23 protein-coding genes, 1 other RNA gene and 1 pseudogene are annotated in these 24029 nt (G+C 62.1%); 17 read left to right on the top strand and 8 right to left on the bottom strand.

Translation table 11 applies throughout. The features are described from left to right. Nucleotides 1-191 precede the first annotated feature (191 nt). The gene (locus tag KJQ12_RS11355) at nucleotides 192-1547 is read left to right on the top strand and encodes a CapA family protein (RefSeq protein WP_213484759.1); all 1356 of its coding nucleotides are present in this window, start codon (nucleotides 192-194) and stop codon (nucleotides 1545-1547) included. A 42-nt stretch (nucleotides 1548-1589) separates the two neighbouring features. Continuing rightward, entirely contained in the window at nucleotides 1590-2342 is a 753-nt protein-coding gene (locus KJQ12_RS11360) for a glycerophosphodiester phosphodiesterase (protein ID WP_213484797.1), read from the top strand. 45 nt (nucleotides 2343-2387) lie between these two features. On the opposite strand, the gene KJQ12_RS11365 is transcribed toward KJQ12_RS11360, so the two are convergent. After that, nucleotides 2388-3545, bottom strand: a complete 1158-nt coding sequence (locus KJQ12_RS11365; RefSeq protein WP_213484760.1) for an HD domain-containing phosphohydrolase — start codon at nucleotides 3543-3545, stop codon at nucleotides 2388-2390. A 165-nt stretch (nucleotides 3546-3710) separates the two neighbouring features. Between KJQ12_RS11365 and KJQ12_RS11370 the strand changes: the two genes are divergently transcribed. From KJQ12_RS11370 to KJQ12_RS11390, 5 genes are all read left to right on the top strand, one after another. Continuing rightward, the gene (locus tag KJQ12_RS11370) at nucleotides 3711-4553 is read left to right on the top strand and encodes a DUF92 domain-containing protein (protein WP_213484761.1); all 843 of its coding nucleotides are present in this window, start codon (nucleotides 3711-3713) and stop codon (nucleotides 4551-4553) included. A gap of 104 nt (nucleotides 4554-4657) precedes the next feature. Then, on the top strand, nucleotides 4658-5380 hold the full coding sequence (locus KJQ12_RS11375) for an ABC transporter ATP-binding protein (RefSeq protein ID WP_213484762.1): 723 nt from the start codon (nucleotides 4658-4660) through the stop codon (nucleotides 5378-5380). After that, complete coding sequence (locus KJQ12_RS11380) at nucleotides 5349-6383, top strand: efflux RND transporter periplasmic adaptor subunit (RefSeq protein ID WP_244860580.1); 1035 nt, start codon at nucleotides 5349-5351, stop codon at nucleotides 6381-6383. The genes KJQ12_RS11375 and KJQ12_RS11380 overlap by 32 nt, the downstream gene beginning before the upstream one ends. A gap of 31 nt (nucleotides 6384-6414) precedes the next feature. Beyond that, nucleotides 6415-9276 carry an FtsX-like permease family protein gene (locus KJQ12_RS11385; RefSeq protein ID WP_213484764.1) on the top strand — a complete coding sequence of 954 codons (2862 nt, stop codon included), beginning with the start codon at nucleotides 6415-6417 and terminating at the stop codon, nucleotides 9274-9276. 4 nt (nucleotides 9277-9280) lie between these two features. After that, nucleotides 9281-10165 (top strand): ABC transporter ATP-binding protein, encoded by an 885-nt coding sequence (locus KJQ12_RS11390; protein ID WP_213484765.1) that lies wholly within the window; start codon nucleotides 9281-9283, stop codon nucleotides 10163-10165. 87 nt (nucleotides 10166-10252) lie between these two features. Here KJQ12_RS11390 and pepF read toward each other — a convergent pair whose 3' ends face one another. The 3 genes from pepF to KJQ12_RS11405 all read right to left on the bottom strand — a co-directional run bounded on the left by pepF (nucleotide 10253) and on the right by KJQ12_RS11405 (nucleotide 12767). Next, on the bottom strand, nucleotides 10253-12046 hold the full coding sequence (gene pepF, locus KJQ12_RS11395; protein ID WP_213484798.1) for an oligoendopeptidase F: 1794 nt from the start codon (nucleotides 12044-12046) through the stop codon (nucleotides 10253-10255). 223 nt (nucleotides 12047-12269) lie between these two features. After that, on the bottom strand, nucleotides 12270-12449 hold the full coding sequence (locus tag KJQ12_RS11400; protein WP_213484766.1) for a hypothetical protein: 180 nt from the start codon (nucleotides 12447-12449) through the stop codon (nucleotides 12270-12272). A gap of 84 nt (nucleotides 12450-12533) precedes the next feature. After that, nucleotides 12534-12767, bottom strand: coding sequence for a hypothetical protein (locus KJQ12_RS11405; RefSeq protein WP_213484767.1), 234 nt, complete (start codon nucleotides 12765-12767; stop codon nucleotides 12534-12536). Nucleotides 12768-12923: 156 nt separating this feature from the next. On the opposite strand from KJQ12_RS11405, the gene KJQ12_RS11410 reads away from it, so the two are divergent. From KJQ12_RS11410 to KJQ12_RS11420, 3 genes are all read left to right on the top strand, one after another. Further along, the gene (locus tag KJQ12_RS11410) at nucleotides 12924-13640 is read left to right on the top strand and encodes a class I SAM-dependent methyltransferase (protein WP_213484768.1); all 717 of its coding nucleotides are present in this window, start codon (nucleotides 12924-12926) and stop codon (nucleotides 13638-13640) included. Between the two features lie 179 nt (nucleotides 13641-13819). Beyond that, a complete protein-coding gene (locus tag KJQ12_RS11415; protein WP_213484769.1) occupies nucleotides 13820-14017 on the top strand; it encodes a cold shock domain-containing protein in 198 nt (65 codons plus the stop codon). 144 nt (nucleotides 14018-14161) lie between these two features. Continuing rightward, nucleotides 14162-14908: a YebC/PmpR family DNA-binding transcriptional regulator gene (locus KJQ12_RS11420; protein ID WP_213484770.1), complete on the top strand. Its 747-nt coding sequence runs from the start codon at nucleotides 14162-14164 to the stop codon at nucleotides 14906-14908. Nucleotides 14909-14977: 69 nt separating this feature from the next. Here the strand turns inward: KJQ12_RS11420 and KJQ12_RS11425 are convergent, their stop codons facing one another. Beyond that, nucleotides 14978-15625 (bottom strand): nitroreductase family protein, encoded by a 648-nt coding sequence (locus KJQ12_RS11425; RefSeq protein WP_015254329.1) that lies wholly within the window; start codon nucleotides 15623-15625, stop codon nucleotides 14978-14980. A gap of 119 nt (nucleotides 15626-15744) precedes the next feature. Between KJQ12_RS11425 and KJQ12_RS11430 the strand changes: the two genes are divergently transcribed. From KJQ12_RS11430 to pfkA, 3 genes are read left to right on the top strand one after another with little or no spacing between them, the layout of a single operon-like run. After that, a complete protein-coding gene (locus tag KJQ12_RS11430; protein WP_213484771.1) occupies nucleotides 15745-16062 on the top strand; it encodes a hypothetical protein in 318 nt (105 codons plus the stop codon). A 48-nt stretch (nucleotides 16063-16110) separates the two neighbouring features. Continuing rightward, nucleotides 16111-17172, top strand: a complete 1062-nt coding sequence (locus KJQ12_RS11435; protein ID WP_213484799.1) for a tetraprenyl-beta-curcumene synthase family protein — start codon at nucleotides 16111-16113, stop codon at nucleotides 17170-17172. 57 nt (nucleotides 17173-17229) lie between these two features. Beyond that, nucleotides 17230-18198, top strand: a complete 969-nt coding sequence (pfkA, locus tag KJQ12_RS11440; RefSeq protein ID WP_213484772.1) for a 6-phosphofructokinase — start codon at nucleotides 17230-17232, stop codon at nucleotides 18196-18198. Between the two features lie 54 nt (nucleotides 18199-18252). Here the strand turns inward: pfkA and KJQ12_RS11445 are convergent, their stop codons facing one another. From KJQ12_RS11445 to KJQ12_RS11455, 3 genes are all read right to left on the bottom strand, one after another. Then, nucleotides 18253-19413: a putative glycoside hydrolase gene (locus tag KJQ12_RS11445; RefSeq protein ID WP_213484773.1), complete on the bottom strand. Its 1161-nt coding sequence runs from the start codon at nucleotides 19411-19413 to the stop codon at nucleotides 18253-18255. A 161-nt stretch (nucleotides 19414-19574) separates the two neighbouring features. Next, complete coding sequence (locus KJQ12_RS11450; protein ID WP_213484774.1) at nucleotides 19575-19778, bottom strand: hypothetical protein; 204 nt, start codon at nucleotides 19776-19778, stop codon at nucleotides 19575-19577. A 119-nt stretch (nucleotides 19779-19897) separates the two neighbouring features. Then, nucleotides 19898-20725 carry a YitT family protein gene (locus KJQ12_RS11455; RefSeq protein WP_213484775.1) on the bottom strand — a complete coding sequence of 276 codons (828 nt, stop codon included), beginning with the start codon at nucleotides 20723-20725 and terminating at the stop codon, nucleotides 19898-19900. Nucleotides 20726-20876: 151 nt separating this feature from the next. Here KJQ12_RS11455 and cshA point away from each other — a divergent pair, with 151 nt between their 5' ends. From cshA to KJQ12_RS19890, 4 genes and pseudogenes are all read left to right on the top strand, one after another. Beyond that, nucleotides 20877-22430 carry a degradosome RNA helicase CshA gene (gene cshA / locus KJQ12_RS11460; protein ID WP_213484776.1) on the top strand — a complete coding sequence of 518 codons (1554 nt, stop codon included), beginning with the start codon at nucleotides 20877-20879 and terminating at the stop codon, nucleotides 22428-22430. Nucleotides 22431-22554: 124 nt separating this feature from the next. Beyond that, a complete protein-coding gene (locus KJQ12_RS11465; protein ID WP_015254337.1) occupies nucleotides 22555-23316 on the top strand; it encodes a YesL family protein in 762 nt (253 codons plus the stop codon). 45 nt (nucleotides 23317-23361) lie between these two features. Then, a non-coding RNA gene (gene ssrS / locus KJQ12_RS11470) (6S RNA) lies at nucleotides 23362-23546 on the top strand. A 259-nt stretch (nucleotides 23547-23805) separates the two neighbouring features. Continuing rightward, a pseudogene (locus KJQ12_RS19890) lies at nucleotides 23806-24003 on the top strand (DUF1499 domain-containing protein); the annotation flags it as partial. Between the last annotated feature and the right edge of the window lie 26 nt (nucleotides 24004-24029).

The following is a 24029-nucleotide window of genomic DNA, read 5'->3' on the forward strand; positions in this document are numbered from 1 at the left end:
GCACGTTACAGCCGCGCCGACGGGGTCTCGCGCACCGCTGTAACGCGGTATCCGCGTTACTCCGCACCGGCGTTTGCGCACGGAAATTTTTTTGTCTTCCAAGCCGTGTCAGCCGCTTTTCCTGCTATAATGTGATGGGATGAACGCCGCCGGCATGACGGTGAATACCGGTTTAGGGGGATTTGTGGGAAATGGGACTCTCGCGGGTTGACTCGCGCGCGCGGGATCGGAACAGACGCAGACGGCGTCTGCGCCGGCTTGCGCTGCTGAACATAGGCATGTTGTTCGCCATCGCCGCGCTGGTGTACGGCATTGCGTCAGGCCATTGGCTTCACGGGCGGGAAGACAGTTCCGGCACGCCGAATCCGCCGCTGACGGCGGATGAAGGTCCGGCTTCAGAGCCGGACGGAAGTTCGCCGCAGGACGAGGGGACCGCAAGTGCAGAAGGCGGTGAAGACAAGGGCGCGAACAACGCCACGGATGCGGGGACCGGTGCGGATGACGCCGGGGACGGAAATGACGTTACTCCCGCGCCGTCGGAAGAGGCGGAACCGGAACCGGCCGAGGAGCCGGTCAGGCTCGCGTTCGTCGGCGACATCCTGCTGGCTTCGTCCGTTGAGAAGCTGATGCGCCGCGAAGGATTCGACTACCCGTACGCGAAGGCGCTGCCTTACCTGCAGGAACCGGATCTGACGATCGGCAACCTCGAAAATCCGATCACAACGCGCGGCACGCCGGCTGAAAACAAGAAATACGTGTTTAAAGGCAGTCCGGAACTTCTCCCGTCGCTGCGCGAAGCGGGCATCGACTTCGTCTCGCTTGCGAACAACCATACGCTTGACCAGGGCGTCGAAGGGCTGCTGGATACGATCGACCATCTGAACGAGACGAATCTCAAACATGCGGGAGCCGGCCGCAATGATGAAGAAGCGTTCAAGCCGGCCGTCTTCGACGTGAGGGGCATGTCGATCGCGATTTTCAGCCTGAGCCGCGTCGTGCCGGAAGTCAGCTGGAAAGCGGACAAAAACCATCCCGGCGTGGCGGAAACGTACGATCCGCGCAGGGCGGTAGAAGCGATCGAACGCGCCAGGGAGTCCCATGATCTGATCATTGTGTACGCCCACTGGGGCGAGGAGCTTAGCCGCAAGCCGCGCGACATCGAGAAGCAACTGGCCCGCGCCTACATCGACGCGGGCGCCGATCTCGTCGTCGGCTCTCACCCGCATGTTCTGCAGGGTTTCGAGCATTACAACGGCAGATGGATCGCGTACAGTCTCGGCAATTTCATTTTCAATGTGACGAAGAACGAGGATACGCGCGACACGGGCGTGCTGAACGCGGTCTGCACGAAGGGCGGAGGATGCGAGCTGCAATTCGTCCCGATGCGGGCGATCGAGCCGTCGCGTCCGGAGCCGCTGGAAGGCGAGGCGCGACAGGCGATGCTTGATCAGCTGGAGCGGATTTCATTCGGCGTCACGGTCGGCGAAGACGGTACGCTTCGTCCGGCTGCCGAGGCCGAAGACGCCGGAGCGGCCGGAGCGGCTTGACCGGAGCGGGCAACAGGGGGAAGGAGGCCTCAAGGCGTGGGAATTGCCAATCCGTGCTGCGCGCACCGGGGCGCGTCCGGGCTTGCGCCCGAGAACACGATGGCGGCGATGAAGAAGGCGCTCACGTTCCCGTTCGTCGAATGGATCGAACTGGACGTGCAGCTGTCGAAGGACGGCGTGCCGGTCGTCATGCACGACGACACGGTGAACCGGACGACTGACCGCAAAGGCCGCGTGGCCGATTTCACGGCGGCGGAACTGGCTTCGATGGACGCGGGAAGCTGGTTTTCCCCGGAATTTCGCGGCGAGCCCGTGCCGACGCTGGAGCAGGTGCTGGACCTGACGGCGGGCAAGTGCAGGCTGAACATCGAGCTGAAAACGTACGGCGGCCGCTACCCGGGCATCGAGGCGGCGGTCGCCGGGCTGCTCCGCCGGCACGGCCGGACCCGCGACTCCGTCATTACGTCGTTTGATCCGCTGGCGCTCAGGCGGGTGAAGGAAGCGGAGCGTTCAATACGAACGGGACTGATCATCGATGCCGCCCCGCCGGGGCTCGAACAGGCGCTCGCGCGCATCGGCGCGGCGTTCCTGTCGATCGGCTGGACCAGGCTGACGGCCGAGCGGATGGCGGCGTTCCGCAAGGCGGGCCTTGAGGTGATGGCCTGGACGGTCGACCGGAAGCCCGGGATGCGGCGGATCGCCGCAATGGGCGAAGACATCATCATCTGCACGAACTACCCCGATCGCTTCGGCGAGCTGAAGGCGGGGAGGAAGTTCAAGTGGTTCGGGAGATAAAGCAACGGCCGGAGGATGCCGTCAGGCGCCTTCCGGCCGTTTGCGTCATTCCTGCAGTTCATCTTTGTAACGGTCGCGCGCTTCAAGCATGCGCGGAAGCTGTTCCATGAAGACGTCGACCAGCTTCGGGTCGAAGTGCCGGCCACGCTCTTCGCGGAACAGGTTGATGATTCGCTCGAGTTCCCAGGCTTTCTTGTACACCCGGTCGCTGCCGAGCGCATCGAACACGTCGGCCACCGCTGTAATCCGTCCATACAGATGGATTTCCTCGCCTTTCAGGCCACGCGGGTAGCCGGTGCCGTCCCATTTCTCGTGGTGTTCGTGCGCAATATGGGCGGCCGTGCGCAGCAGTTCGCGGTTCGATCCCCTAAGCAGATTGTATCCGATCGTCGTGTGGGTTTTCATGATCTCGTATTCTTCGTCGGTCAGCTTGCCCGGCTTCTTCAGCACCGCGTCGGGGATGGCGACTTTGCCGATGTCGTGCATCGGGGACGCCACCCGGATCTTCTCGGCTTCCTCCTGCGGCAGGCCGAGACCGAGGGCGAGGATGCGGGAGTATTCGGCCACCCGTTTGACGTGGTTGCCCGTCTCCTTCGACCGGCTCTCGCCGATTTCGCCCATCCGGAAAATAATCTCCTTCTGCGTGGCGACGATCTCTTCGTGCAGCATGACCGATTCGAGCGACTTGCCCGCGTAGGAGGCGGCCAGCGACAAATTTTCCAGGTCGCGCTGCGTGAAGACACCTTCCTTCGTCATCTTGTTGACGGCCTGATAAGCGCCGATGATGCTGCCGTCGTTGCCGACGAACGGCACGGTAATGACGGATTTCGTCCGATACCCCGTCTTCCGGTCGTTCTCCGCGTTGTGGCGGGGATCCTGATAGGCGTCCTCGATCAGCAGCGGCTGGCCGAGCGCGATCGAATGGCCGACGAGACCCGAACCGAGCGGCACGCGGATCTCGCTCACGCCGTGGGCGACCGTTGTGAACAGTTCGCCGCGCTTGTAGTCGACCAGCCAGACGGTGCACCGGTCGGCCAAAATCATCTCCCGCCCCATATTCGCCATCAGGACGAGCACATTGTGCAGGTTTCGTTCGTTCGCAATTTTTGCGGTATAATCGAAAATGATGCGGAGCATCTGCTCGGGCGTCAATTCCTCCCGAAGCGCGGGCTCCCGTTCGAATTCACGGGGATAATCGGGCAACGGGCGACACTCCTTGCCAAACGGTCTCGTGGCTTTCCGGACATGCCGGAGCATTTTCCAAAAATTTCGACATCAATCGCGCATCTCCTGCCGCCCGGATCTGAAAAGCCGTCATGCGGCCTCACGGGCCTGCGGGTGCGTATCAACCGGAAGGAAGTTGAACTCATGCTGGACGAATTTGCCGCTTCGATGCCTCTGCGATGGGCAGCCGGGTTTGCGGGCAGCGGGCTGATCGCCTGGATCGCCTGGCGCAAACAGGCGCTCTCGGCGTCGGGCGCCTGGTCCGCCGTGGTGATGGGCGCCGTCTATTTCGCCCTCGGCGGGCCGCTCTGGTACGGCTTGCTGCTTGTCTTCTTCGCCACCTCCGTCTTCTGGTCCCGTTGGAAGCGGCATATCCGCGCGAAAAGGGAGGCGGAACGCCATTACGCGAAGACCGGGCGGCGCGACGCGGGACAAGTGTGGGCGAACGGCGGCATCGGCCTCGCGCTTTGCGCGGCGCATGCGGTCTGGCCGGAGCCGGCGCTTGCCGCCGCCTTCACCGGCGTCATGGCGTCCGTGAACGCCGACACCTGGGCGACGGAGATCGGCGCCCTAAGCCGGACGCAGCCGCGCTCCGTGCTGACCGGCCGCGCCGTGCCGGCGGGGACGAGCGGCGGGGTGACGCCGCTCGGCACTTTCGCCGCGCTCTCCGGCGCCGCGCTGATCGGCGTCTCTGCCGCGCTGCTGGGCGGCGTGGAAGCGTCGGGGCTTCCGGCGGCCGCGCTGATCGTCATGGCGGCTGTTGCCGGTCTGGCCGGCGCGATGGCCGATTCGCTGCTCGGCGCCTGGCTGCAGGCGATGTACCGCTGCCTGACGTGCGGCGCCCTCACGGAACGCGAGGTCCACTGCGGCGAGCCGGCGCTGCACGCCCAGGGCCGGCGCTGGATGACGAACGATCTCGTCAATTTGCTCTCGTCGCTGGTTGCGGGGGCGCTCGCGGCGCTGGCCGCGCTATTGTCAAAAATCTGAAATCTGCCGAAGATTTAAATTGACACCTCGTTCCCGAGATGCCTATTATGCTCTTAAATGGTTTTCCGGCATTTATGGTCCGACGTGCGGGAGGGACAACGATCATGTCGATTGAAAACGGTTGCAATTCACGCGTCATGCTGCGCACGGAAGGCATCCGGCGGGTGTTCGGCAGCGGCAGCGGCGCCGTCACGGCGCTCGACGGGATCGACCTGACGATCCGGCAAGGCACGATTACCGCGTTGGTCGGCCGTTCGGGGTCGGGCAAGACCACGCTCCTGAACATCCTGTGCGCCCTGGATGAGCCGACGGCGGGACGCGTCTGGTGGGACGGCCGGGATCTGACGGCCATGCCGGAGAAGCAGAAGAACGCCCTGCGGCGCCGGGAGATCGGGCTCGTCTTCCAGTCGTTCGGTCTGATGCCGCTGATGTCGGCTTACGAGAACGTCGAATTCGGCCTGCGCGTCGCAGGCGTCAAGGCGGGACGCGAGCGGGTGGAGCGCGCCCTCGAGTGGGTCGGCATGAAAGAGCGGATGAAGCATCGCCCGCCGGAACTGTCGGGCGGCGAACAGCAGCGGGTCGCGATTGCCCGGGCGATCGCACACGAGCCGCGGCTGCTCATCGCCGACGAGCCGACGGCCGAACTCGATAGCCGGATGGGGCTGCAAATCATCCGCGTGTTCCGCGATCTGGTGAAACGCTTGGGCACGACGGTCGTGCTGACGACGCACGATCCCGGCATTATGGAGTTGGTCGATCAAGTGATCGCATTGGAGGATGGGAGAATTGTCAAACATGCGGAGATGCCGGCTGCGACGCGGTCTTGACCGTGCGGCGGCCGCGCTGGCGGCACTGATGATCGCGGCCGGCTGTTCCTTGCTGCCGCAGGAAGAGGAAGCGCTTGCACCACCGCTGGTGCAGCCGAAGGAAGAAGTGTTCGATGTCGTCGAGGCGAAGCGCGGCACGATCCAGACGGTGCTGCGCGGCTCGGCGACGTTCACGTCGAGCCGCAGCGAGCCGCTCTACTTCCGCGAATCCGGGGGACGGGTGCTGGCGGTGCATGTGAAGCAGGGCGATGAGGTCAAGGCCGGCCAGACGGTTCTGGAGCTCGATGTCGGCGATCTCGAGCTGCGCATCCGGCTGCAGCGGCTGAACGTCGAGCGGGCGCAGATCCAATACGAGCAGGCGCGGATCGACGGATTGACCGGCCGCGACCTGCGGCTGCGCGAGATCGATCTTGAGCGGGAGCGAATCAGCCTCGAGGCGCTCGAGGAGCAGCTTGAGAAGTCGCGGCTCGTTGCGCCGTTTGACGGCGAGGTGACGTATGTCGCGGAAATCGCGCCCGGCGATTCGGTCACCGCCTATCGGCCGCTCGTCACCGTATCCGATCCGAAGCAGGTCCGGCTGACCTATGTGGCGACGTCGGCGACCGATCTGCTCGGCGTCCATCCCGGCATGGAGGCGGCGGTCGTCTATGGCGGCGAGACGTACCGGGCAGAGGTCGTGCAGGCGCCGTCGAACGCGCCGCTCACAACCGACAAGACGGAGCAGGAGCGCAATTCGCGCACCATCGTGCTCGAACTGGACAACCCGCCGCAAGACGCCGGGATCGGCGCCGGCGCCGACTTCGAGATTCCGCTGCAGCGGCGCGAGAACGCCATCGTCATCCCGCGCGCCGGCCTGCGCACGTACCTCGGACGCGAGTATGTGCAGATCGCCGACGGCGAGCGCCGCAAGGAAGTCGATGTCGAGGTCGGGCTGAAGACGTCGACCGAGGTCGAGATTATCCGCGGACTGGAAGAAGGCGCCCGGGTAATCTTGAACAACTAGTGCGCCGCGCGGCGCGGGGGAGTGGAGCGCCTTGGCCTTGTGGGTCATGATCTTGCGCAAGATGGCCAGCACCAAATGGCTGCAGCTCAATCTGTGGTTCGGGCTGACCGTGTGCGTGGCGCTGTTCAGCTCGATGCCGCTCTATGCGAACGCGATTCTGGAGCGGACGCTGCAGAAAGAGCTGCAATTGATGCAGACCGAACGCCGGGTTTTTCCCGGCTACATGCGCGTGAACGCGCTGCCCGGCACGATCGATGACCGCGCCAGGGCGGCGCAGGTCGTGGACGATCTGGACCGGTATGTTTTCGGTTTTCCGGATCGCGTCGGGCTCGACATGCATTCGGGGTATGCCGCCCGGTCCACGATCATGCTCCGCGTCTACGGTGCGGACGCGACGGAACAGGAGATCAGGAACACGAACGTCGTCGGAAGCTTCCGCGCCGTCAGCAACCTGGAGCGGCAGATCCGGCTGATCGACGGCCGGATGCCGGATGCCGGGCGCAGCGACGGCGTGTACGAAGCGCTCGTCACCCAGTCTTACCTCATCAAGCTCAAGCGGGATCTCGGCGAAGAGATTACGGGGCTGAACCGCGAAACCGGCGAGACGTTCCGCATTCTGCCGGTCGGCGTCATCGAATCCGCCGCGCCGGACGCGATTGACGCCTACGCGCCGTATCCGCTTGAGAACTACGAATCGTCGTTCTACATCCCGCATGATGTGTTCATGCGCGATTTCGTGTACGGCGGCCGGCTGCAATTGGGCGGTTTCCAGTACGTGATGGCGCTCGACTACACGCAGCTGAAAACAACCGGCATCGGGAAGTTCCTCGAGCAGTCGGAGTACATGGACCGGTATCTTGCGAACCGCTTCTCGTACAACGCCGATCTGACGATCGCGATGCTCGAGAAGATCGAGTCGTACGAGAAGAAGCGGGAGAGGCTCGGCGTCGTGCTGCTGTCGCTGTATACGCCGGTCATGATGATGCTCGCCTTCTATCTCTATATGACGGCCGGTCTGATTGTCGAACGGCAGAAGACGGAGATCGCGGTACTGCGCAGCCGCGGGGCGAGCAGGCTGCAGGTGCTGTTGGCCTACGCGGCGGAAGGGCTGATTCTCGGCGCCGCGGCGTGGGTTGTCGGCCCCTGGCTCGGCGTCCTGTTCACGAAGATGCTCGGCGCCTCCAGCGGTTTCCTGACGTTCGTCGACCGCGCGGCCCTTGACGTCGAGCTGACCGGCGGCGTCTGGACGGTCGCGGCATGCGCGGCGTTCGGATCGGCGCTGCTGACGCTTGTTCCGGCCGCGCGGGCGGCGCGGACGTCGATCGTCGACCGCAAGCGCGAGTCGGCCCGCCTGGAGAAGACGCCGTTCTGGCACAAGACGGGCATTGACCTCATCCTGATCGCGGCGGCGGTCTGGCTGCTGATCGATTTCCGGCGCCAGTCGGCCGATATGCGCGAACTGGCGCTGGAAGCCGGCTCGCTCCAGGTCGACCCGCTGCTGTTCGTCATGCCGGCATTGCTCGCGCTGGGCGGCGGGCTGTTCATCCTCCGGCTTTACCCGTGGTTCATCCGGCTGATCTATTTTCTCGGCCGGAGATGGTGGCCGCCGGCGCTCTATTCAACGCTCGTGACGATCAGCCGCTCGTCCGGCCAGTATCTGGGCATCAAAGTGTTCCTCATCATGACCGTGGCGACCGGCCTGTTCAGCGCGAACGCCGCCCGGACGATCGGCGACAACATGGAGAACAAGATCCGCTACGCGATCGGGGCGGACATCGTGCTCACGACCCGGTGGGAGAACGACGCGCCGCCGCCGATGGCCGGCGGGCCGATGCCGCAGCAGACGGAGGCGGACGCGGCGCCGCCGAAGCGGGTGCAATATACCGAACCGCCGTTCCTGCCGTTCACCGAAATGCCCGGCGTCGAAGCGGCGGCGCGCGTCTTCGTGAAGGAGGACGCCCGCCTGAACGCCGCGGGCGGCGGGGGCGCCGCAACGCTGTACGGCATCGAAACCTACGAGTTCGGCCGGACGGCGTGGATGAAGAACGGTCTGCTCGATTACCACATGAACGCGTATCTGAATCTGCTCGCTTCCGATCCGCGCGGCGTGCTCATCTCCCGTTCGGTGGCCGAGGAGTTCGGCATCGGACCGGGCGACCCGATCTACATCGGCTGGGAAGGACTGGACTCGACGCTGCTGACCGTCTTCGGCGTCGTCGACTACTGGCCGGGCTGGAACCCGCTGCCGTCTCCCGGCAAGCAGGAGAAGCCGCGGCTCGTCGTCGCCCGGCTGTCCACGATCCACAACCGGCTGGCGCTCGAACCGTACGAGGTGTGGCTGAACCTGGAGGAGGGCGCTTCCAGCGCGGCCTTGTACGAAGCAATCGCGGAAGCGGGCTACCCGCTCACTTCGCTGCAGGATGCGGGTCAGGAGCTGATCCGGTCGAAGAACGATCCGTTCCGGCTGGCGATCAACGGCGTTATGACGCTCGGCTTCGTCATCTCGATGCTGATCAGCTTCTTCGGCTTCCTCGTGTTCTGGCTGCTGTCGCTGTCCGGGCGGACGCTTCAGTTCGGCGTGCTGCGGGCGATGGGCATCCCGTTCGGGCAGCTCATCGGCATGCTGGCCAGCGAGCAGCTGCTGACGACTGCTGCCGCCGTTGGCATCGGCGTCGTCGTCGGCAATGTCGTGAGCGAACAATTCGTCCCGCTGTTCGAGATGGCGTTCAATCCGTCCGAACAGGTGCCGCCGTTCGAGATCGTCCGCCATTCCGGCGATTACGCGCAGCTCTATGGCGTGGTGACGGTTATGCTGACCCTGGGGCTCATCGTGCTCGGCTGGCGGCTCGCGCGCGTGAAGATCGCCCAGGCGCTCAAGCTCGGGGAGGAGTGACGGCATGATTGTCTGCGACGGGCTCGTGAAGATCTACAAGACGAAAGATCTTGAAGTTGTGGCGCTTCAGGGACTCGACCTTCGGGTCGAGACCGGCGAGCTGATGGCGATCATCGGCAACAGCGGGAGCGGCAAATCGACGCTGCTCAATATGCTGGGCGGCCTCGACCGTCCTTCCGCCGGAAAGCTGATGGTCGACGGGAAAGATCTGCTCGCGTTCTCGGAGCGCGATCTCGTGAAGTACAAAAGGGAAACCGTCGGCTTCGTCTGGCAGAACAAGGCGCGGAACCTGATCCCGTATCTGACCGCGCTCGAGAATGTGGAGCTCCCGATTCTGCTGCGCGGAAGGCGGCGTCGGGCGCGGGCGGTCGAACTGCTCGAGGCGGTCGGGCTCGGGCACCGGATGAAGAACCGGCTCAGCGAGCTGTCGGGCGGCGAGCAGCAGCGCGTCGCGATCGCGATCGCCCTTGCCAACCAGCCCAAGCTGCTGCTCGCCGACGAGCCGACCGGCGCGCTCGACACGAAGACGTCGAACCAGGTGCTCGACCTGTTCCGCGAGCTGAACCGGACGATGGGGTTGACGATCGTCATCGTCACGCACGACCCGCAGCTGGCGCGCAAGGTCGATCGCGTCGTCGCGATCCGCGACGGGAAGACGTCATCGGAGATCATCCGCCGTTCGTATCGCGAAGACTACGAGAATCTCGAACGGGAGGCGGAAGAGAGCCATGTGGAGTATGCCGTCGTCGACAAGGCGGGACGGCTGCAGATTCCCGCGGGGCTCATGAACGCGGACGGATTCCGGAACGCGCGGCGGGTGCGCGTGGAGATGGAGAACGGACGCATCGTCCTGTACCCGCCGGATGCGGAGAAAACGGAAGCGAAATAAGGGACTCCCGACGCGGCGCAGGTGCAATCAGACGACAGCCTTCCCGCAGACAAACGGCCGTGCCCATCTTGGGCACGGCCGTATTCATCATGCTTTCGTCAGTTCTTCCATCTGCCGGATCAAATCTTCGAATACGCTCATCGCCTGCTCGATCGGCTCCGGCGTCGACATGTCGACACCGGCTTTTTTCAGTATGTTGATCGAGTAGTCGCTGCCTCCGCTCTTCAGGAAGCCGAGGTACCGCTCGACGGCCGGCTCGCCCTCGTCGAGAATCTGTTTCGCGAAGCTCGTCGCAGCCGAGAAGCCGGTCGCGTACTTGTACACGTAGAAGCTCGAGTAGAAATGAGGGATTCGCGCCCATTCCATCTCGATGTCCCGGTCGACGACCATGCCGTCGCCGTAGTATAGCTTGTTCAGGTCGTAGTAGACGCCGGACAGCAGCTGCGGTGTCAGCGATTCGCCGGCTTCCGCCTTCTCGTGGATGATTTTCTCGAACTCGGCGAACATCGTCTGGCGGAACACCGTCGTGCGGAACTGGTCGGCGTAGTACGTCAGCAGATACATTTTTTCCTTCGGGTCGTTCGTCCGCTTCAGCAGGTAGTCCATCAGCAGCGCCTCGTTCAGCGTCGACGCGACCTCGGCGAGGAAAATGGTGTACTGCGCGTCGCGGTACGACTGATGCCGGTCTGAATAGTACGAGTGAAGGGCGTGGCCCATTTCATGCGCCAGCGTGAACATGCTGTTCAGGTTGTCCTTGTGGTTGAGCAGCACGTAGGGGTGGGTGCCGTAGGCGCCCCAGCTGTAGGCCCCGCTCCGCTTGCCCTGGTTCTCGTAGACGTCGATCCAGCCGCCCTCGAACCCTTCCTTCAGCACCTTCTGATAATCCGGGCCGAGCGGCGCCAGGCCTTCAAGCACCGTCTGCTTCGCCTCTTCATAAGGAATTTCCATCTTGAACTCTTCCACCAGCGGCGCGAACAGGTCGTACATGTGCAGCTCTTCGACGCCGAGCAGCTTCCGCCGCAGCTCCATGTAGCGGTACATGAGCGGCAGATGTTTGTGGATCGTGTCGATCAGGTTCGTGTACACGTCCTTCGGAATGTTGTCGGCGAACAGCGACATTTCCAGGGCGGACGGGTATTTGCGCGCCCGGGCGTAGAACAGGTTCTTGTTCACGTTGGCGGCGAGCGTCGAGGCGAGCGTGTTCTTCAGCTTGCCGTATGTATCGTACATCGCCTTGAACGCGGCTTCGCGCACCGACCGGTCGCGGCTTTCGAGGAACTGGATGTACGTGCCGTGGGTCAGCTCGACATCCTCGCCGTTTTCATTCTTGATGGTCGGGAATTTCAGGTCGGCGTTGTTCAGCATGCCGAAGATCGTGTTCGGCGCCTGGCTGATGTTGCCCGCCTGGGCGAGCAGCGCTTCTTCGCTCTTGCCGAGGACGTGCGCTTTCTGGCGCCGCATCTCTTCGAGCGTGAATCTGTAGGGCGCCAGATTCGGATCGGCGATCATCTTCTCGAGCGTCTCGTCCGGCAGGCTGAGCACTTCCGGCGTGATGAACGACAGCGCTTCGTTCGCTTCGACACTCAGTTTCTTCGACTTGTCCGCGAGCGCCATGTTGTTCGGCTCGGCCGTGTCCTCGTGATGGCGCATGTTCGCGTACACGTAGAGCCGCTCGACGTGGAGCGACAGTTCGTCCTCCAGCTCGAAGCAGGCCTTGAGCCGGGCAGGATCGGCAAGCTTGCCCTGGAATTCGGCCGCCTTGGCGATCAGCGCCTTGGCCTGTTCGTATTCCCGGTCCCAATCGGCCTGGGAGGCGAACAAGTCTTCCAGCCTCCACCGGTACTTCGGATTCGTCTCGGATCGTTTCGGCACTTGCTTCATGTCAGGGTTCCTCCTTGGGGACATGATCTCGACCCGCACGGCATGATCGTCCGCGCGGTCGATCGGGGCGGGCGCCGCGGCGGCGCCGATCAGACCGAGCGCAAGCAGGGCGGATAGCCAGTTCATGACGGCACTTCCTTTTTTGCCCTCTAGTATGCGCCGCGGCGCGCCGCTTCATAAGCCGGGTCAGAGCCGGCTCTGACCGGCCGTATCCGCGCCGGGATCAGCTGCCCATGGTCAGAAAAGCGTACACCAGCATGATAAACGCGGATACGATCATCACGATGGCGGCCAGTGCGAGAAACCGTCGCATCGGCGGGGCGATCGTATCCCGTTTCATGATGAGGACGGCGCCGAACGAAAAGGCGGCGATGATGAAAATGACGAGTGCTGTGGTATCCATCGGTTCCTCCAGTTTTCGGCGTTCCCCAAGCAATTCGCCGTCCGGCATGTTTTTCCTTCCCGGCTCCGGCAGATCGGGGACGGGTCAGATTGAACGGAACTTCTCGAGAATCGCTTCCCGCTCCGCTTCGCCGCCTTCCAGCCGGTCCGCCTGAAAACGGGATTCCGCCCAGGCCAGCATCTCCGGACGGCTCAGAAACGTGTGGCACTCTTCGCCCCACGCATCGGAGATCTCGCGGACGACGAGCGATTTGCCCTGAATTTCCACCGTCAGCATATTGTATTTGTCGCGTTTGTAAATCTGAACTTTTTTGATCACGGCCATCTCTCCGCGTTGGCGTTTTGTTCCCATCATAACGAAACGGGGGGTTGGAAATCAACCGCAGCCCCTGTATGATGAAGGAAAGGGCCGGGGAGACCCGGATTCCTTTGAGACAAGACGAGAACGGATGAGACGAGAAGAGGAGAGATGAGCATGGATCGGAAGTATGAACAGGTCGGCACGGCGTTCACGTGCCGGAGCTTCGCGGAGTATGTGCGCATGTTCGCGCTCGACGAGCCGTTTGATCCGCGGGGCGAAGTGCTGGATGCGGCGGCGGGAGCGTCGTCGTTCACGGCCGATGCCGCGCGGCGCGGTTTCCGGGCCGTCGCGGTCGATCCGCGCTACAGGCTGCCGCAGGAGGGGCTGTTCAGGGAAGCGCGGACCGAGATTGACGTCTCAACGGCCAAGCTGGAAGGTTTGCAAGATCTGTTCGACTTTTCGTATTACGGCAATCTGGACAATCACCGCGCCGGACGCGAGGCGTCGCTTAAGCGGTTCATGGACGACTTCGCGGCGGACGGCAGGGACGGAAGCGGCCGCTATGTCGCCGGCGAGCTGCCGCATCTGCCGTTCGCGGACGACCGGTTCGCGCTTGTGCTGTGCAGCCACTTCCTGTTCCTGTACGGGGAACATTTCGACGCGGAGTTCCACCAAAGGGCCGTGTTCGAGCTGATCCGGGTGTGCCGTCCCGGCGGCGAGGTGCGCATTTATCCGCTCGTGACGCTCCATTTCCGGGAGTATCCTCATCTGGACCGGCTGCTTGAAGCGGTTCGGCGCGCCGGCTGCTCGGTCCGGTTCCAGGAGTCGAAGCTGCCGTTCATTCCGGGTTCGCACCGGCTGCTCGTCATCCGAAAGCCGTTGAAAAGCTGAATCGGTCGCGCATGATCGGCCCGCATCGCCTGTATAAGGAACACGATTCCGTTGGAACGCCGCGTCAGCAGAAAGAAAATGTGCAGCCTCCGGCAAGTTTGATTTGCTTTTTGACCGGCCAGCGCATATACTGTGTGTAAGCGCCGGACGATCGGCGCGAATATTAGGAGGTTGTTCATTTGAAAGGTACGGTAAAATGGTTTAACGCTGAGAAGGGTTACGGCTTCATTCAAGTCGAAGGCGGCGACGACGTGTTCGTCCACTTCTCGGCCATTCAGGGTGAAGGATTCAAGACGCTGGACGAAGGCCAGCTCGTTGAATTCGAGATCACCCAGGGCAATCGCGGACCGCAAGCGGCCAACGTCATCAAGTTATAAGAATGAACAACTTCTTATAATAGAAGATGCACGACACGAGCAAGGCCCCGGATTATCCGGGGTCTTTCTTGTTGCTTCTTTTGACCGGAACGCGCCGACGGTGGTAAACTGCTGTATGGAATCAAGCCCGGGAGGATCATGAATATGCCGAAGTTCAAACTGTTCAAAGACCGCAAGGGCAAGGCCGACCAGGCGCGGAACAACAAGTTCGTCAAACTTGCGAGGGAAATCTACATGCACGCCCGCCGGGGCGGTCCGAACCCCGAAGCGAATCTTGCGCTGAAGAACGCGATCGCGAACGCCCGCGCGGAGCAGATGCCGATCGAGAACATCGAACGCGCGATCAAGCGCGCGACGGCGACCGCCGGGGGCGAAGATTACGAAGAAATCATCTACGAAGGGTACGGCCCGGGCGGCGTCGCCATCATGGTGAAATGTCTGACCGACAACCGGAACCGGACGGCGGCCGACGTGCGCGCCATTTTCAACAAGCGCGGCGGCAACATGGGCGAGTCGGGCTGCGTTTCGTATCTGTTCGATGAGAAGGGGCTGCTCGTCGTCAGCCGCGAAGCGCATGACATCGACGAAGATTCGATGCTGATGGCGGCGATTGATGCCGGAGCGGAGGACGTTATCGTGAACGAGGACTCGTACGAGATCTTGACGGCTCCCGCCGATTTCATCAAAGTGAAGCAATCCCTCGAAGGAAACGGCCTGACGTTCGAGAGCGCCGGCATTCGCTGGCTGCCGCGGACGACGGTCAAGGTGGAGGGCGAGAACGCCGAGAAGCTGCTGAAAATGATGGACGCCTTCGACGACAACGACGATGTGCAGGACGTGTTCGCCAACTACGAGATCGACGACGAAGAACTGGCCAAGCTCGGCGGATGACGGGCCGCATGGCGAAACAGGCTGTCCCTGTGGTGGATCCACGGAGACAGCCTGTCCGATTGTGTGCGATCAGGAAATGATCGTCAGAATTTCGTCGATCTCCTTACGCGGGAGTCTGCCCGGCGTTTCGGCCGGATGGCCGAGGGCGATGACCATGTTGATCTGACGCGAATCGTCGATGCTCAGGAACGCTTTCAGCTGCTCTTCAGCCAGCAGCACCGGCCCCGTCATCGGACAGGTGGCGAGCCCCATCGCGTGGGCGGCAAGCATCAGATTCATCGCCGCGAGGCAGCTGCTCTTGATCCCTTCTTCGCGCCAGACTTCATCCGGCACGAGGCCGATGGGATCGAATATGCGCTCGCGGAACTTCGACTGGTACGGGGTGGCGAGGCAGACGACGAGCGCCGGCGCGTCCGAGAAGGCGGTCGCGTACGGGCCGAACGATTTCACGAGCAGCCGCGCTTCCCTCGCGAGCCCCCGCTCCTCGGCTTCCTTCGCCCGCGCGTGCAGCTGCTGCCAGGTCATGTCTTCAATTGCGCGGATCTTCTCGCGGTCCGTAACGACGATGAATTCCCAGGTTTGCGAGTTGGTGTCGCTCGGCGCGTAGCGGGCGCAGTCGATCAGTTCTCGGATTTGCTCGGCCTCCACGGGCCGGTCCTGGAACTTGCGCACGCTGCGCCGGTCAAGCAAAATCTGTTTGAATGTCATGTAGTCCATTGTGCTGATCCATCCTTTCGTTCTCATTATAGGCGATTCGGTCCTGTTCGCCAACGGGACGATTGGTCGTGCTGGAATTATGCCGGATGTCATGGTACATTATTGGGTGGAGGTTCACAATGGGTGATTCATGGTTCGTCTACGATGAACGGCTGGGGATTGAGGTGCCGTATCTTGAACATGAGTGGGAGACGTACCCCCTGGAAGTGAGAAGCGCGATTCTCGAACGGTGGGAAACGATCCGCGGCCGCATCCCGGACCGGATATTGGCGTTGGAGCGCAGGATCCGCGAGCTGCAGCGGCAGCTCGACGAGGAAGAGGATTTCGAGACATCCTGCAGGCTCAACGCGGATATCGCGGAGCAGGCGAGCCGAATCAACGATCTGAACATCTGGTACCGCATCAATCAGACGATTGATTCGCGGCGCCACACCTGAAGGACGGAGGCGCCGCCGTTGAACGCGACACGGAAACATGGGAGCGGCATGCCGGCCGGACCCTTGAGGCTGATGTATCGGATGTACCGGCACGTGCTGCCCGCGGTGTACGATGAACTGGCGCGCTGGCGGGCGCGGGCGGAGGCGATCCCCGATCCGGAGCTGCGCACGCAGGCGCTGGCCAGCATGTCGAGCAAGCAGTTTCATTGCGAAGGCGGGGCGGTCTTCGCGGCGGCGGTCAACGATCGCCGCGGAGAGCTTGTCCCGCTGATCGTCGCCCTGCAGACGATCAGCGATTATCTGGACAATCTGTGCGACCGCAGCACGTCGCTCGATCCCGACGATTTTCGTCTGCTGCACCGCGCAATGCTCGATGCGGTCGACCCGGATGCGGAGACGACCGATTACTATGCGCACCGCGCCGAACGGGACGATGGCGGCTACCTGGCGGCGCTCGTTGCCGCATGCCAGGAGAACATCCGCCGGCTGCCCGGCTATGCCAAGGTGCAGCCGCATGTCGCCCGGTTTGCCGGGCTTTACGGCGATCTGCAGGTGTACAAGCATATCCGCCGGGAGGAGCGGCTGGAAAGCCTTCACCGGTGGTGGGCGCTTCATCGGACGGACCATCCCGAATTGTATTGGAATGAGTTCGCGGCCGCGACCGGTTCGACGCTCGGCATGTTCGCGCTGTTCGTCGAGGCTTGCCGGCCGGATGTGACGGAACGGGACGCGGAGCGGATGGCGGGCGCCTACTTTCCGTATCTGTGCGGCCTGCACATCCTGCTCGACTATCTGATCGACCAGGAGGAGGACCGGCTTGGCGGCGATCTGAATTTCTGCAGCTATTATGCGAACGACGCGGAAATGCTGCAGCGGATCGGATGGATCGCGGATCAGGCGCGCAAGGCGGCAGGCCGGTTGCCGTCCAGTAAATTCCATAAAATGGTAATTGAAGGGCTGCTTGCGGTCTATCTGTCCGACCCGAAGGCCGCGGAGCAGCCGGTCGTCCGCTTCGTCGCGCGCGAATTGATGCGGAACAGCCCGATGGCGCGGCTGTTCTTCCGGCTGAACGCGCTGTGGATACGGCGCCGCGCGAAGCCGCCGCGCTGAGGCGGCCGCCCATTGCATGGCTATCACACCAATTGAATACAGTACAGGGGGAATACGATGTCGGCAGTAAAACGCATTGCAGTATTGACGAGCGGCGGAGACTCGCAGGGGATGAACGCGGCGGTCCGCGCGGTTGTACGGAGCGCGCTGTTCCACGGCCTTGAAGTGTTCGGCGTGCAGCGGGGATATGCAGGGCTTCTGAAGGACGATCTGTTCCCGATGGATCTTCGCAGCGTGGGCGACATTATCCAGCGCGGCGGGACGATTCTGCAGACGGCCAGATGCAAGGAGTTCATGACGCTCGAAGGGCAGCAGCGCGGAGCGGAAGTGCTCCGCAGCCGCGGCATCGACGGCCTCGTCGTCATCGGCGGCGAAGGATCGTACCAGGGCGCCTACAAATTGAGCAAACTCGGCATCAAGACGATGGGGCTGCCGGGCACGATCGACAACGACATCCCGTTCACCGATTTCACGATCGGTTTCGATACGGCCGTCAGCATCGTCGTGGATGCCGTCAACAAGCTGCGCGATACGATGACGTCGCACGAGCGGGCGTCAGTCGTCGAAGTGATGGGCCGCCACAGCGGCGACATCGCGCTCTACGCGGGTCTCGCGAGCGGCGCGGAGACGATCATCGTGCCCGAAGTGCCCTACGACATCGATGCGATTGCCGCCCGGATGCATGACAATTTCAAGGCCGGGAAACGGCACAGCATCGTCATCGTGGCGGAAGGCGCCGCAAGCGGCAACGACATCGCGGAGGCGATCACCGCGCGCAGCGGCATCGAGCCGCGGGTCACGGTGCTCGGCCATATCCAGCGCGGCGGCTCGCCGACGCACAACGACCGGATTCTCGCCAGCCGGCTCGGCGATTTCGCCGTCCGCAAGCTGATGGAAGGCGACTCGAGCAAAGGCTGCGGCATCGTGAGCGGCGAACTGGTCGCGACGGACATCGAGACCGTCGTGAGCACGAAGAAGCCGTTCAACATGGATTTGTACAATCTGGCGCTTCGCTTGTCGCAATAAACCTGTGATTGACGCGAAAGGGCTGCACCCGATGCGGGTGCAGCCCTTCGTTCTTCAGTACTGGACATCGGCCGTATATTTGTTGCCCGCGTTCCAGAGCATGAACTCGTCGACGCCGGTGTCTTCCAGCGCCCGGATCTGCGCTTCGACCTCGGCCTTGCCATAGGGGATGTAGTGCCCCTTGCCGAGCCAGCTCGCCGTGAAATCCTGGATCCACGGCCGAATGATCGGCTTTGCGCCGCCGAGCGGCTCCAGCTTCTCATGCGTGTCTTCCATGGCGCCTTTGATGGTGGCGTACGGTTCCTTGTCCGGATCCTTCAGCCCGAACCAACCGGTGCTGTAGTGGCTCGGATAGACCATCGGACTGATGACGTCGACATGTTCCGATATCCGGACGAAATCCTGCCCGATGCCCTCCGCGGCCGGAACCGAAGCGGCGTAGCCGAAAATATCGACCGATACGCGGACGCCGAGCGGTTCGAGCTCCTTCTTCGCATACTCCACAAAACCGCTCACGACATCGACGCGGCTCTCATCGGTCTTGTCGTAGGCCAGCTCGTCAGCCCGCTTCTCGAAGCCTTCCGGAAAGCGGACATAGTCGAACTGGATTTCCTTGAATCCGAGCTTTGCCGCTTCCTTGGCGACCGCAACGTTGTAATCCCATACTTCGCGGCGGTACGGATTGACGAAGCTTTCGCCCCGGCCGTTCTTCCATACGCTGCCGTCGGACTTCCGGAACGACAGGTCGGGACGCTTCTCGGCGAGGACGGAGTCCTTGAACACGACGATGCGCGCGATCGGGTAGACCTCGTCCGCCTGGAGCCTGGCCATCAGCGCTTCCATGTCTTTGATGATCTTCTTGGTCGTGCCGAGTTCGGTGAGATCCGGATTGTCCGTCGGCCAGGTGATGTACCCGTAGTCATCCTTCACGTCAATGACCATCGCGTTCAGGTCGGTGCTGCGGACGAGCTCCAGCAGCTGCTCCATGCGAGAGCCTCCGGCGCTGTGGGCCGTGACGTAGATGCCTTTGATCTTCGGCGCGTCGGGTTGGGGATCGGTCTTTCCGCCGGGCGGTTCGGCCGCTCCGTCCGTTCCGGGAGTTTCCGCGATGATCTCTCCGCCCGTCTGCGGCAGCGCGCCCGCGAGACCGTCGAGGCCGCCGTTGCCGGACATCAGGCCGTGAAGCAGCAAAAAGATCGTGAACAGGATATCCATGGTTTCTCCGCTCCCCGCAAGCTCTCTCATCTTCATCATTATTATATTACAGGCAGCAGCCTGCAGACAGAGGATTTTTGCGGGATTTTGCAGAATCTTGCCGTTCGGCGTCGATTGAAAAAACGAGACGGGAACGGACTGGCCGTTCCCGTCTTTCAAGGTCAATGCAGAAGTTTTCTTTTCTGCTGTTCGCAAATGCTGTGCTGCACGATCTCCAGCGCGTCTTCAGGCTCGAGCCTGTCGAATCCTTCGCGGAGCACGATGTTCATGTCCAGTTCTCTCCGCGTCAGAAACGGGAGAAGCTCGGGCGCATGTCTTTCGACAATTTGCCACAACGTTGTCACCGTTGCCGTTTCCACTTGCATCACCTTCCCCGAACGGATTCAAACCAATTACAGGGCCGGACGCAGGACGGAAAGCCCGGGTGTACTTTCATTATAACATTCGGTACCGGCAGTGAACAGCCGGAAATGAAAGGCGGCTTTCACACTTTGCGAAAATCGCCCATGACGCTGACGGTCTCGACGATGTTGACAAACGCCTTCGGATCATGCCTGCGGATCATGGTGCGCAGGGCGGACAGTTCGTACCGGGTCGTGACGGTCATGAGCATCACTTTGTCTTCCCCGGTATAGCCACCCTTGATCGGCACGATCGAGACACCGCGCGGCAGGCGGCGGAGCTTGTCGAGCAGCCGGTACGGGTCGCAGCTGATGATGAACGCCGTCACCTTGAGCTGCCGGATATGAATCATGTCGATCGCCCTGCCGCTTACGTAGATGGAGAGCAGCGAATACATCGCGCCTTCCCAGTCTTCCGACAGGAGCGCCTGGAGGATGACGATGGACATGTTCATCAGGAACAGCAGCATGCCGATCGGCACTTCGCGATGCCGCGTAACAATCGTCGCGATGATGTCGATGCCGCCCGACGAGCCGCCGTAACGCAGGGCAAGTCCGGCGCCGATGCCGAACGCGACACCGCCGAACACGGCCGCCAGGATCGGGTCGGCTGCCAGGGAATGGACCGGCGCAATCCGGATCAGGAAAGAGGTGACGGCGACGGCATAAATGCTCCAGGCGATGAAGGCATGGCCGAGCGCGAACCAGCCCCAAATTAAGATCGGGAGGTTCAGTGCAAAATAAAGGATGCCGGTATCGAGTCCCGTCGCGTAGCTGAGCAGCATCGACACGCCGGATACGCCGCCGGAGAGCAGCCGATGCGGGATGAGGAGAAAATTGAAGCCGAAAGCGATCAGGGCCGCGGCGCAAGTCATGACGAGCGCCGTCCAAACGCGGCGCGCGGCGTTCAAGGTCATCGCTCCTTTCCCGGTATGGAAACGGACGTCAACACCGCCTAGTATCGCCGATTTCCGTTCGCTGGTATTCGCGAGCTGACCTGTGCTATAATGAGTGGGATATTTTTTTAAAGAAGGCACAGTGGACAAAGGAGTTTGAGAAAGTTTGAAAACATTCGCTGAATTCGGCCTGGAGCCGAAAGTGCTGCAGGCCGTTACCGAAATGGGTTTCGAGGAATCGACGCCGATTCAGGCGAAAGCCATTCCGATTGCGATGAGCGGAGCCGACCTGATCGGACAAGCGCAGACGGGTACCGGGAAGACGGCCGCCTTCGGCATCCCGCTCATCAGCAAGATTCCGCCGGAGGAAGAGCGGATCGTCGCCCTCGTCATGACCCCGACCCGCGAACTCGCGATTCAGGTGGCTGACGAATTGGGCAAACTCGCCCGGTACAAAGGCATCCGCACGCTGCCGATCTACGGCGGACAGGACATCGGCAGACAGATCCGCGCGCTGAAGAAGAAGCCGCAGATCATCATCGGCACGCCGGGACGGCTGCTCGACCACATCAACCGGAAGACGATCCGGCTGGACGATGTCCGAACGGTCGTGCTGGACGAAGCCGACGAAATGTTGGATATGGGCTTCATGGAGGATATTACGACGATTCTCAGCCTGGTGCCGGAAGAGCGCCAGACGATGCTTTTCTCCGCGACGATGCCTCCCAACATCCAAAAGCTTGCACAGCAATTCCTGCGCAACCCCGAGCATGTGTCGGTCATTCCGAAGAACATTACCGCTCCGAGCATTGAGCAGATCTACATTGAAGTGCATGAACGGGAAAAATTCGAGGCGCTCAGCCGGCTGCTCGATATGGAATCGCCCGATCTGGCGATTGTGTTCGGCCGCACGAAGCGCCGCGTGGACGAATTGAGCGAAGCGCTGCAGAAGCGCGGCTATTCCGCGGACGGTCTGCACGGCGACCTGTCGCAGAACCAGCGCGACACCGTCATGCGCAAGTTCCGCGACGGCAGCATCGATGTCCTCGTCGCGACGGACGTTGCCGCGCGCGGTCTCGACGTCTCCGGGGTTACGCACGTCATCAACTTTGACTTGCCGCAGGATCCGGAAAGCTATGTGCACCGGATCGGCCGTACCGGCCGCGCGGGCAAGGAAGGCGTCGCCTATACGTTCGTGACGCCGCGCGAGATCGACCATCTGCACTTCATCGAACGGGTGACGCGCCAGCGCATCGCGCGCCGTCCGCTGCCGAGCCTTGCCGAGGCGATCGAAGGGAAGCAGCGCGTGACGGCTGAACGGCTGATCGAGATCATCCAGCAGGACGATTTCGCCGAATACAAAGGCATCGCGATTCAGCTGCTGGAACAGTACGATTCGGTCCACCTGGTCGCGGCGGCGATGAAGCTGCTGACCGGTGAGAAGAAGGATGTCGAAATCGAGCTGACGCCGGAAGATCCGATCCGCGCGAAGAAGCGCAGACCGGATATCCGTTCGAGCGGGCGCCGGTTTGGCGGTGCCGTCGGCGGTTACGGCGGAAGAAATTCCCGCAGCGGCGGCCGCGGCAACGGATACGGCGGCGGCAGAGGCGGATACGGCGATTCCGGGAGAGGCTACGGCCGCTCCGAGGGTGGCCGTCAGCGCGCAGGCGGACGCAGCTATGGCGACGTTCGCCGGTCGCGCGGCTGGTCCGAGGAATAACCAGGACCGGATAGGAACCGGGGCACCGGGAGGGCGCGTTCGCGGTGCCGTCTTCCGACGCCCCGGTGTTTCTTTCTATCTGATCCGCAGGGCAGAGGAGTCAGGATAACGGAGGGATTCAGCGATGGAAATGCGAGGCATGATGGGCGGCTTTTACAAAATATCGGAATGGATCATGCGGCTGTCGGTCACGAATCTGCTGTGGGTGCTCACGTCGCTGCCGTTCTGGTATCTTTTCTTCTTCGGCGTCATCGTTCCGTTGTCGAACACGGATCCGGTATGGGACCAGGTGTTCTCGGGGCTGCTCGTTTCCACAGTGGCGGTGCCGTTCGTGCTGTTCCCGGCGACATCCGCCATGTTCACGACGGTGCGCAAATGGGTGATGGGCGATGTCGATGTGCCGCTGCTCAAGACGTTTTTCCGCGGTTACAAAGAGAATTACAAGGTCAGCATGTTCGGCGGCATTCTCTATTCGCTGATCTTCCTGGTCATTTTTCTTGACATCCGTTTCTACTTCAACGGTGCTCCGGGGATTGAGCTGATCTCTTACGTCTTCATGGGCATCGCGCTCCTGCTCGTCGTGTCGATGTTCAACTTCTTCTCCATGGTCGTGCACTATCATATGAAGACGCTTCAATTGCTGAAGAACGCCGTCCTCATCACGATCGGCCGCCCGTTCCGCTCGCTGTCGTCCGCGATTGCGGCCGCGGGCATCGCGTGGATCAGCATGCGCTTTACGTTTCTGCTGCCGTTCTTCAGCGCGGTCTTTATCGCTTATCTGTCCTTTTTCAATTTCTACCAGATCTATCTGAAGCTGAAGGAGCAGCAGGAACGGCAGCAGCAGGAACAGCTGGAGGAAGCCGAAGAAGCGGAGACGAAGAATTGAAGTCCGGCGGTTTACTTTTGTCCGGGGCGGGGATATAATACGTAGTACATCCTGCGGTGTTCGTTACGGCCTCCATCGTTGTTTTGAACCAATGGCTGTTTCAAGGGAGACCTACATCGGAGCGCGGCTGACATGCCCCCGAAAGGGGACTTCAAAAACGTTCCTGCGGTCACCCACCTGCGAGTGCGGGTTCAGAAACACACAGGCCGGACGGCATTGGCGGGGATTCCGACGCTCGTCAGCGGGCTTCAAGCGCCGTCTACGTTGGGCCTCCGGTGCTCCACGCGATGCATCCGGAGGCTCTCGCATGCCGGCAACCGTAATGGACGGTTTTCTCAGCCGTCTTTTCATGGTATCATAGGGGAAGCTGGAAAGAGACGCCGGAGGGGGAGACATTTGTTGAAGCGTACGTTGATCGGGCTGATTCGGAGCTTCGAACAGACCGGCGACCGGGCGAAGGACCCGTTGCTGAAATCCCATTATTACCGCTTGTCGAAAGAGAAAGCCTGGGAAGAGATCGTCTCGACCCTGAAGAAGATGCAGGGGTACAAAGTGCTGCACGAAGTGGAATCGGTCGGCGAGATCGTGATGGAGAAGCGGACGGCGTTCGGCCGGACGATGGACATCACCGTATCGGTCATCGCGACGGGGCCGGTCACCTCGGCAGTCGACATTTACTCGGCATCGCGCGGATCGTTCGGCGATCTCGGCTC

Origin of the sequence: Thermobacillus xylanilyticus, assembly GCF_907165215.1 — a bacterium.
GTDB classification, from domain to species: domain Bacteria; phylum Bacillota; class Bacilli; order Paenibacillales; family Paenibacillaceae; genus Thermobacillus; species Thermobacillus xylanilyticus.

Coding starts and splice junctions, on each gene's coding strand:
- KJQ12_RS11435 (WP_213484799.1), top strand. CDS start 16,111: ATGCCGGCCGGACCCTTGAGGCTGATGTATCGGATGTACCGGCACGTG.
- KJQ12_RS11375 (WP_213484762.1), top strand. CDS start 4,658: ATGTCGATTGAAAACGGTTGCAATTCACGCGTCATGCTGCGCACGGAA.
- KJQ12_RS11355 (WP_213484759.1), top strand. CDS start 192: ATGGGACTCTCGCGGGTTGACTCGCGCGCGCGGGATCGGAACAGACGC.
- KJQ12_RS11400 (WP_213484766.1), bottom strand. CDS start 12,449: ATGGATACCACAGCACTCGTCATTTTCATCATCGCCGCCTTTTCGTTC.
- pfkA (WP_213484772.1), top strand. CDS start 17,230: ATGTCGGCAGTAAAACGCATTGCAGTATTGACGAGCGGCGGAGACTCG.
- KJQ12_RS11390 (WP_213484765.1), top strand. CDS start 9,281: ATGATTGTCTGCGACGGGCTCGTGAAGATCTACAAGACGAAAGATCTT.
- KJQ12_RS11430 (WP_213484771.1), top strand. CDS start 15,745: ATGGGTGATTCATGGTTCGTCTACGATGAACGGCTGGGGATTGAGGTG.
- KJQ12_RS11425 (WP_015254329.1), bottom strand. CDS start 15,625: ATGGACTACATGACATTCAAACAGATTTTGCTTGACCGGCGCAGCGTG.
- KJQ12_RS11380 (WP_244860580.1), top strand. CDS start 5,349: ATGCGGAGATGCCGGCTGCGACGCGGTCTTGACCGTGCGGCGGCCGCG.
- KJQ12_RS11420 (WP_213484770.1), top strand. CDS start 14,162: ATGCCGAAGTTCAAACTGTTCAAAGACCGCAAGGGCAAGGCCGACCAG.
- pepF (WP_213484798.1), bottom strand. CDS start 12,046: ATGAAGCAAGTGCCGAAACGATCCGAGACGAATCCGAAGTACCGGTGG.
- KJQ12_RS11410 (WP_213484768.1), top strand. CDS start 12,924: ATGGATCGGAAGTATGAACAGGTCGGCACGGCGTTCACGTGCCGGAGC.
- KJQ12_RS11445 (WP_213484773.1), bottom strand. CDS start 19,413: ATGGATATCCTGTTCACGATCTTTTTGCTGCTTCACGGCCTGATGTCC.
- KJQ12_RS11465 (WP_015254337.1), top strand. CDS start 22,555: ATGGAAATGCGAGGCATGATGGGCGGCTTTTACAAAATATCGGAATGG.
- KJQ12_RS11450 (WP_213484774.1), bottom strand. CDS start 19,778: ATGCAAGTGGAAACGGCAACGGTGACAACGTTGTGGCAAATTGTCGAA.
- KJQ12_RS11370 (WP_213484761.1), top strand. CDS start 3,711: ATGCTGGACGAATTTGCCGCTTCGATGCCTCTGCGATGGGCAGCCGGG.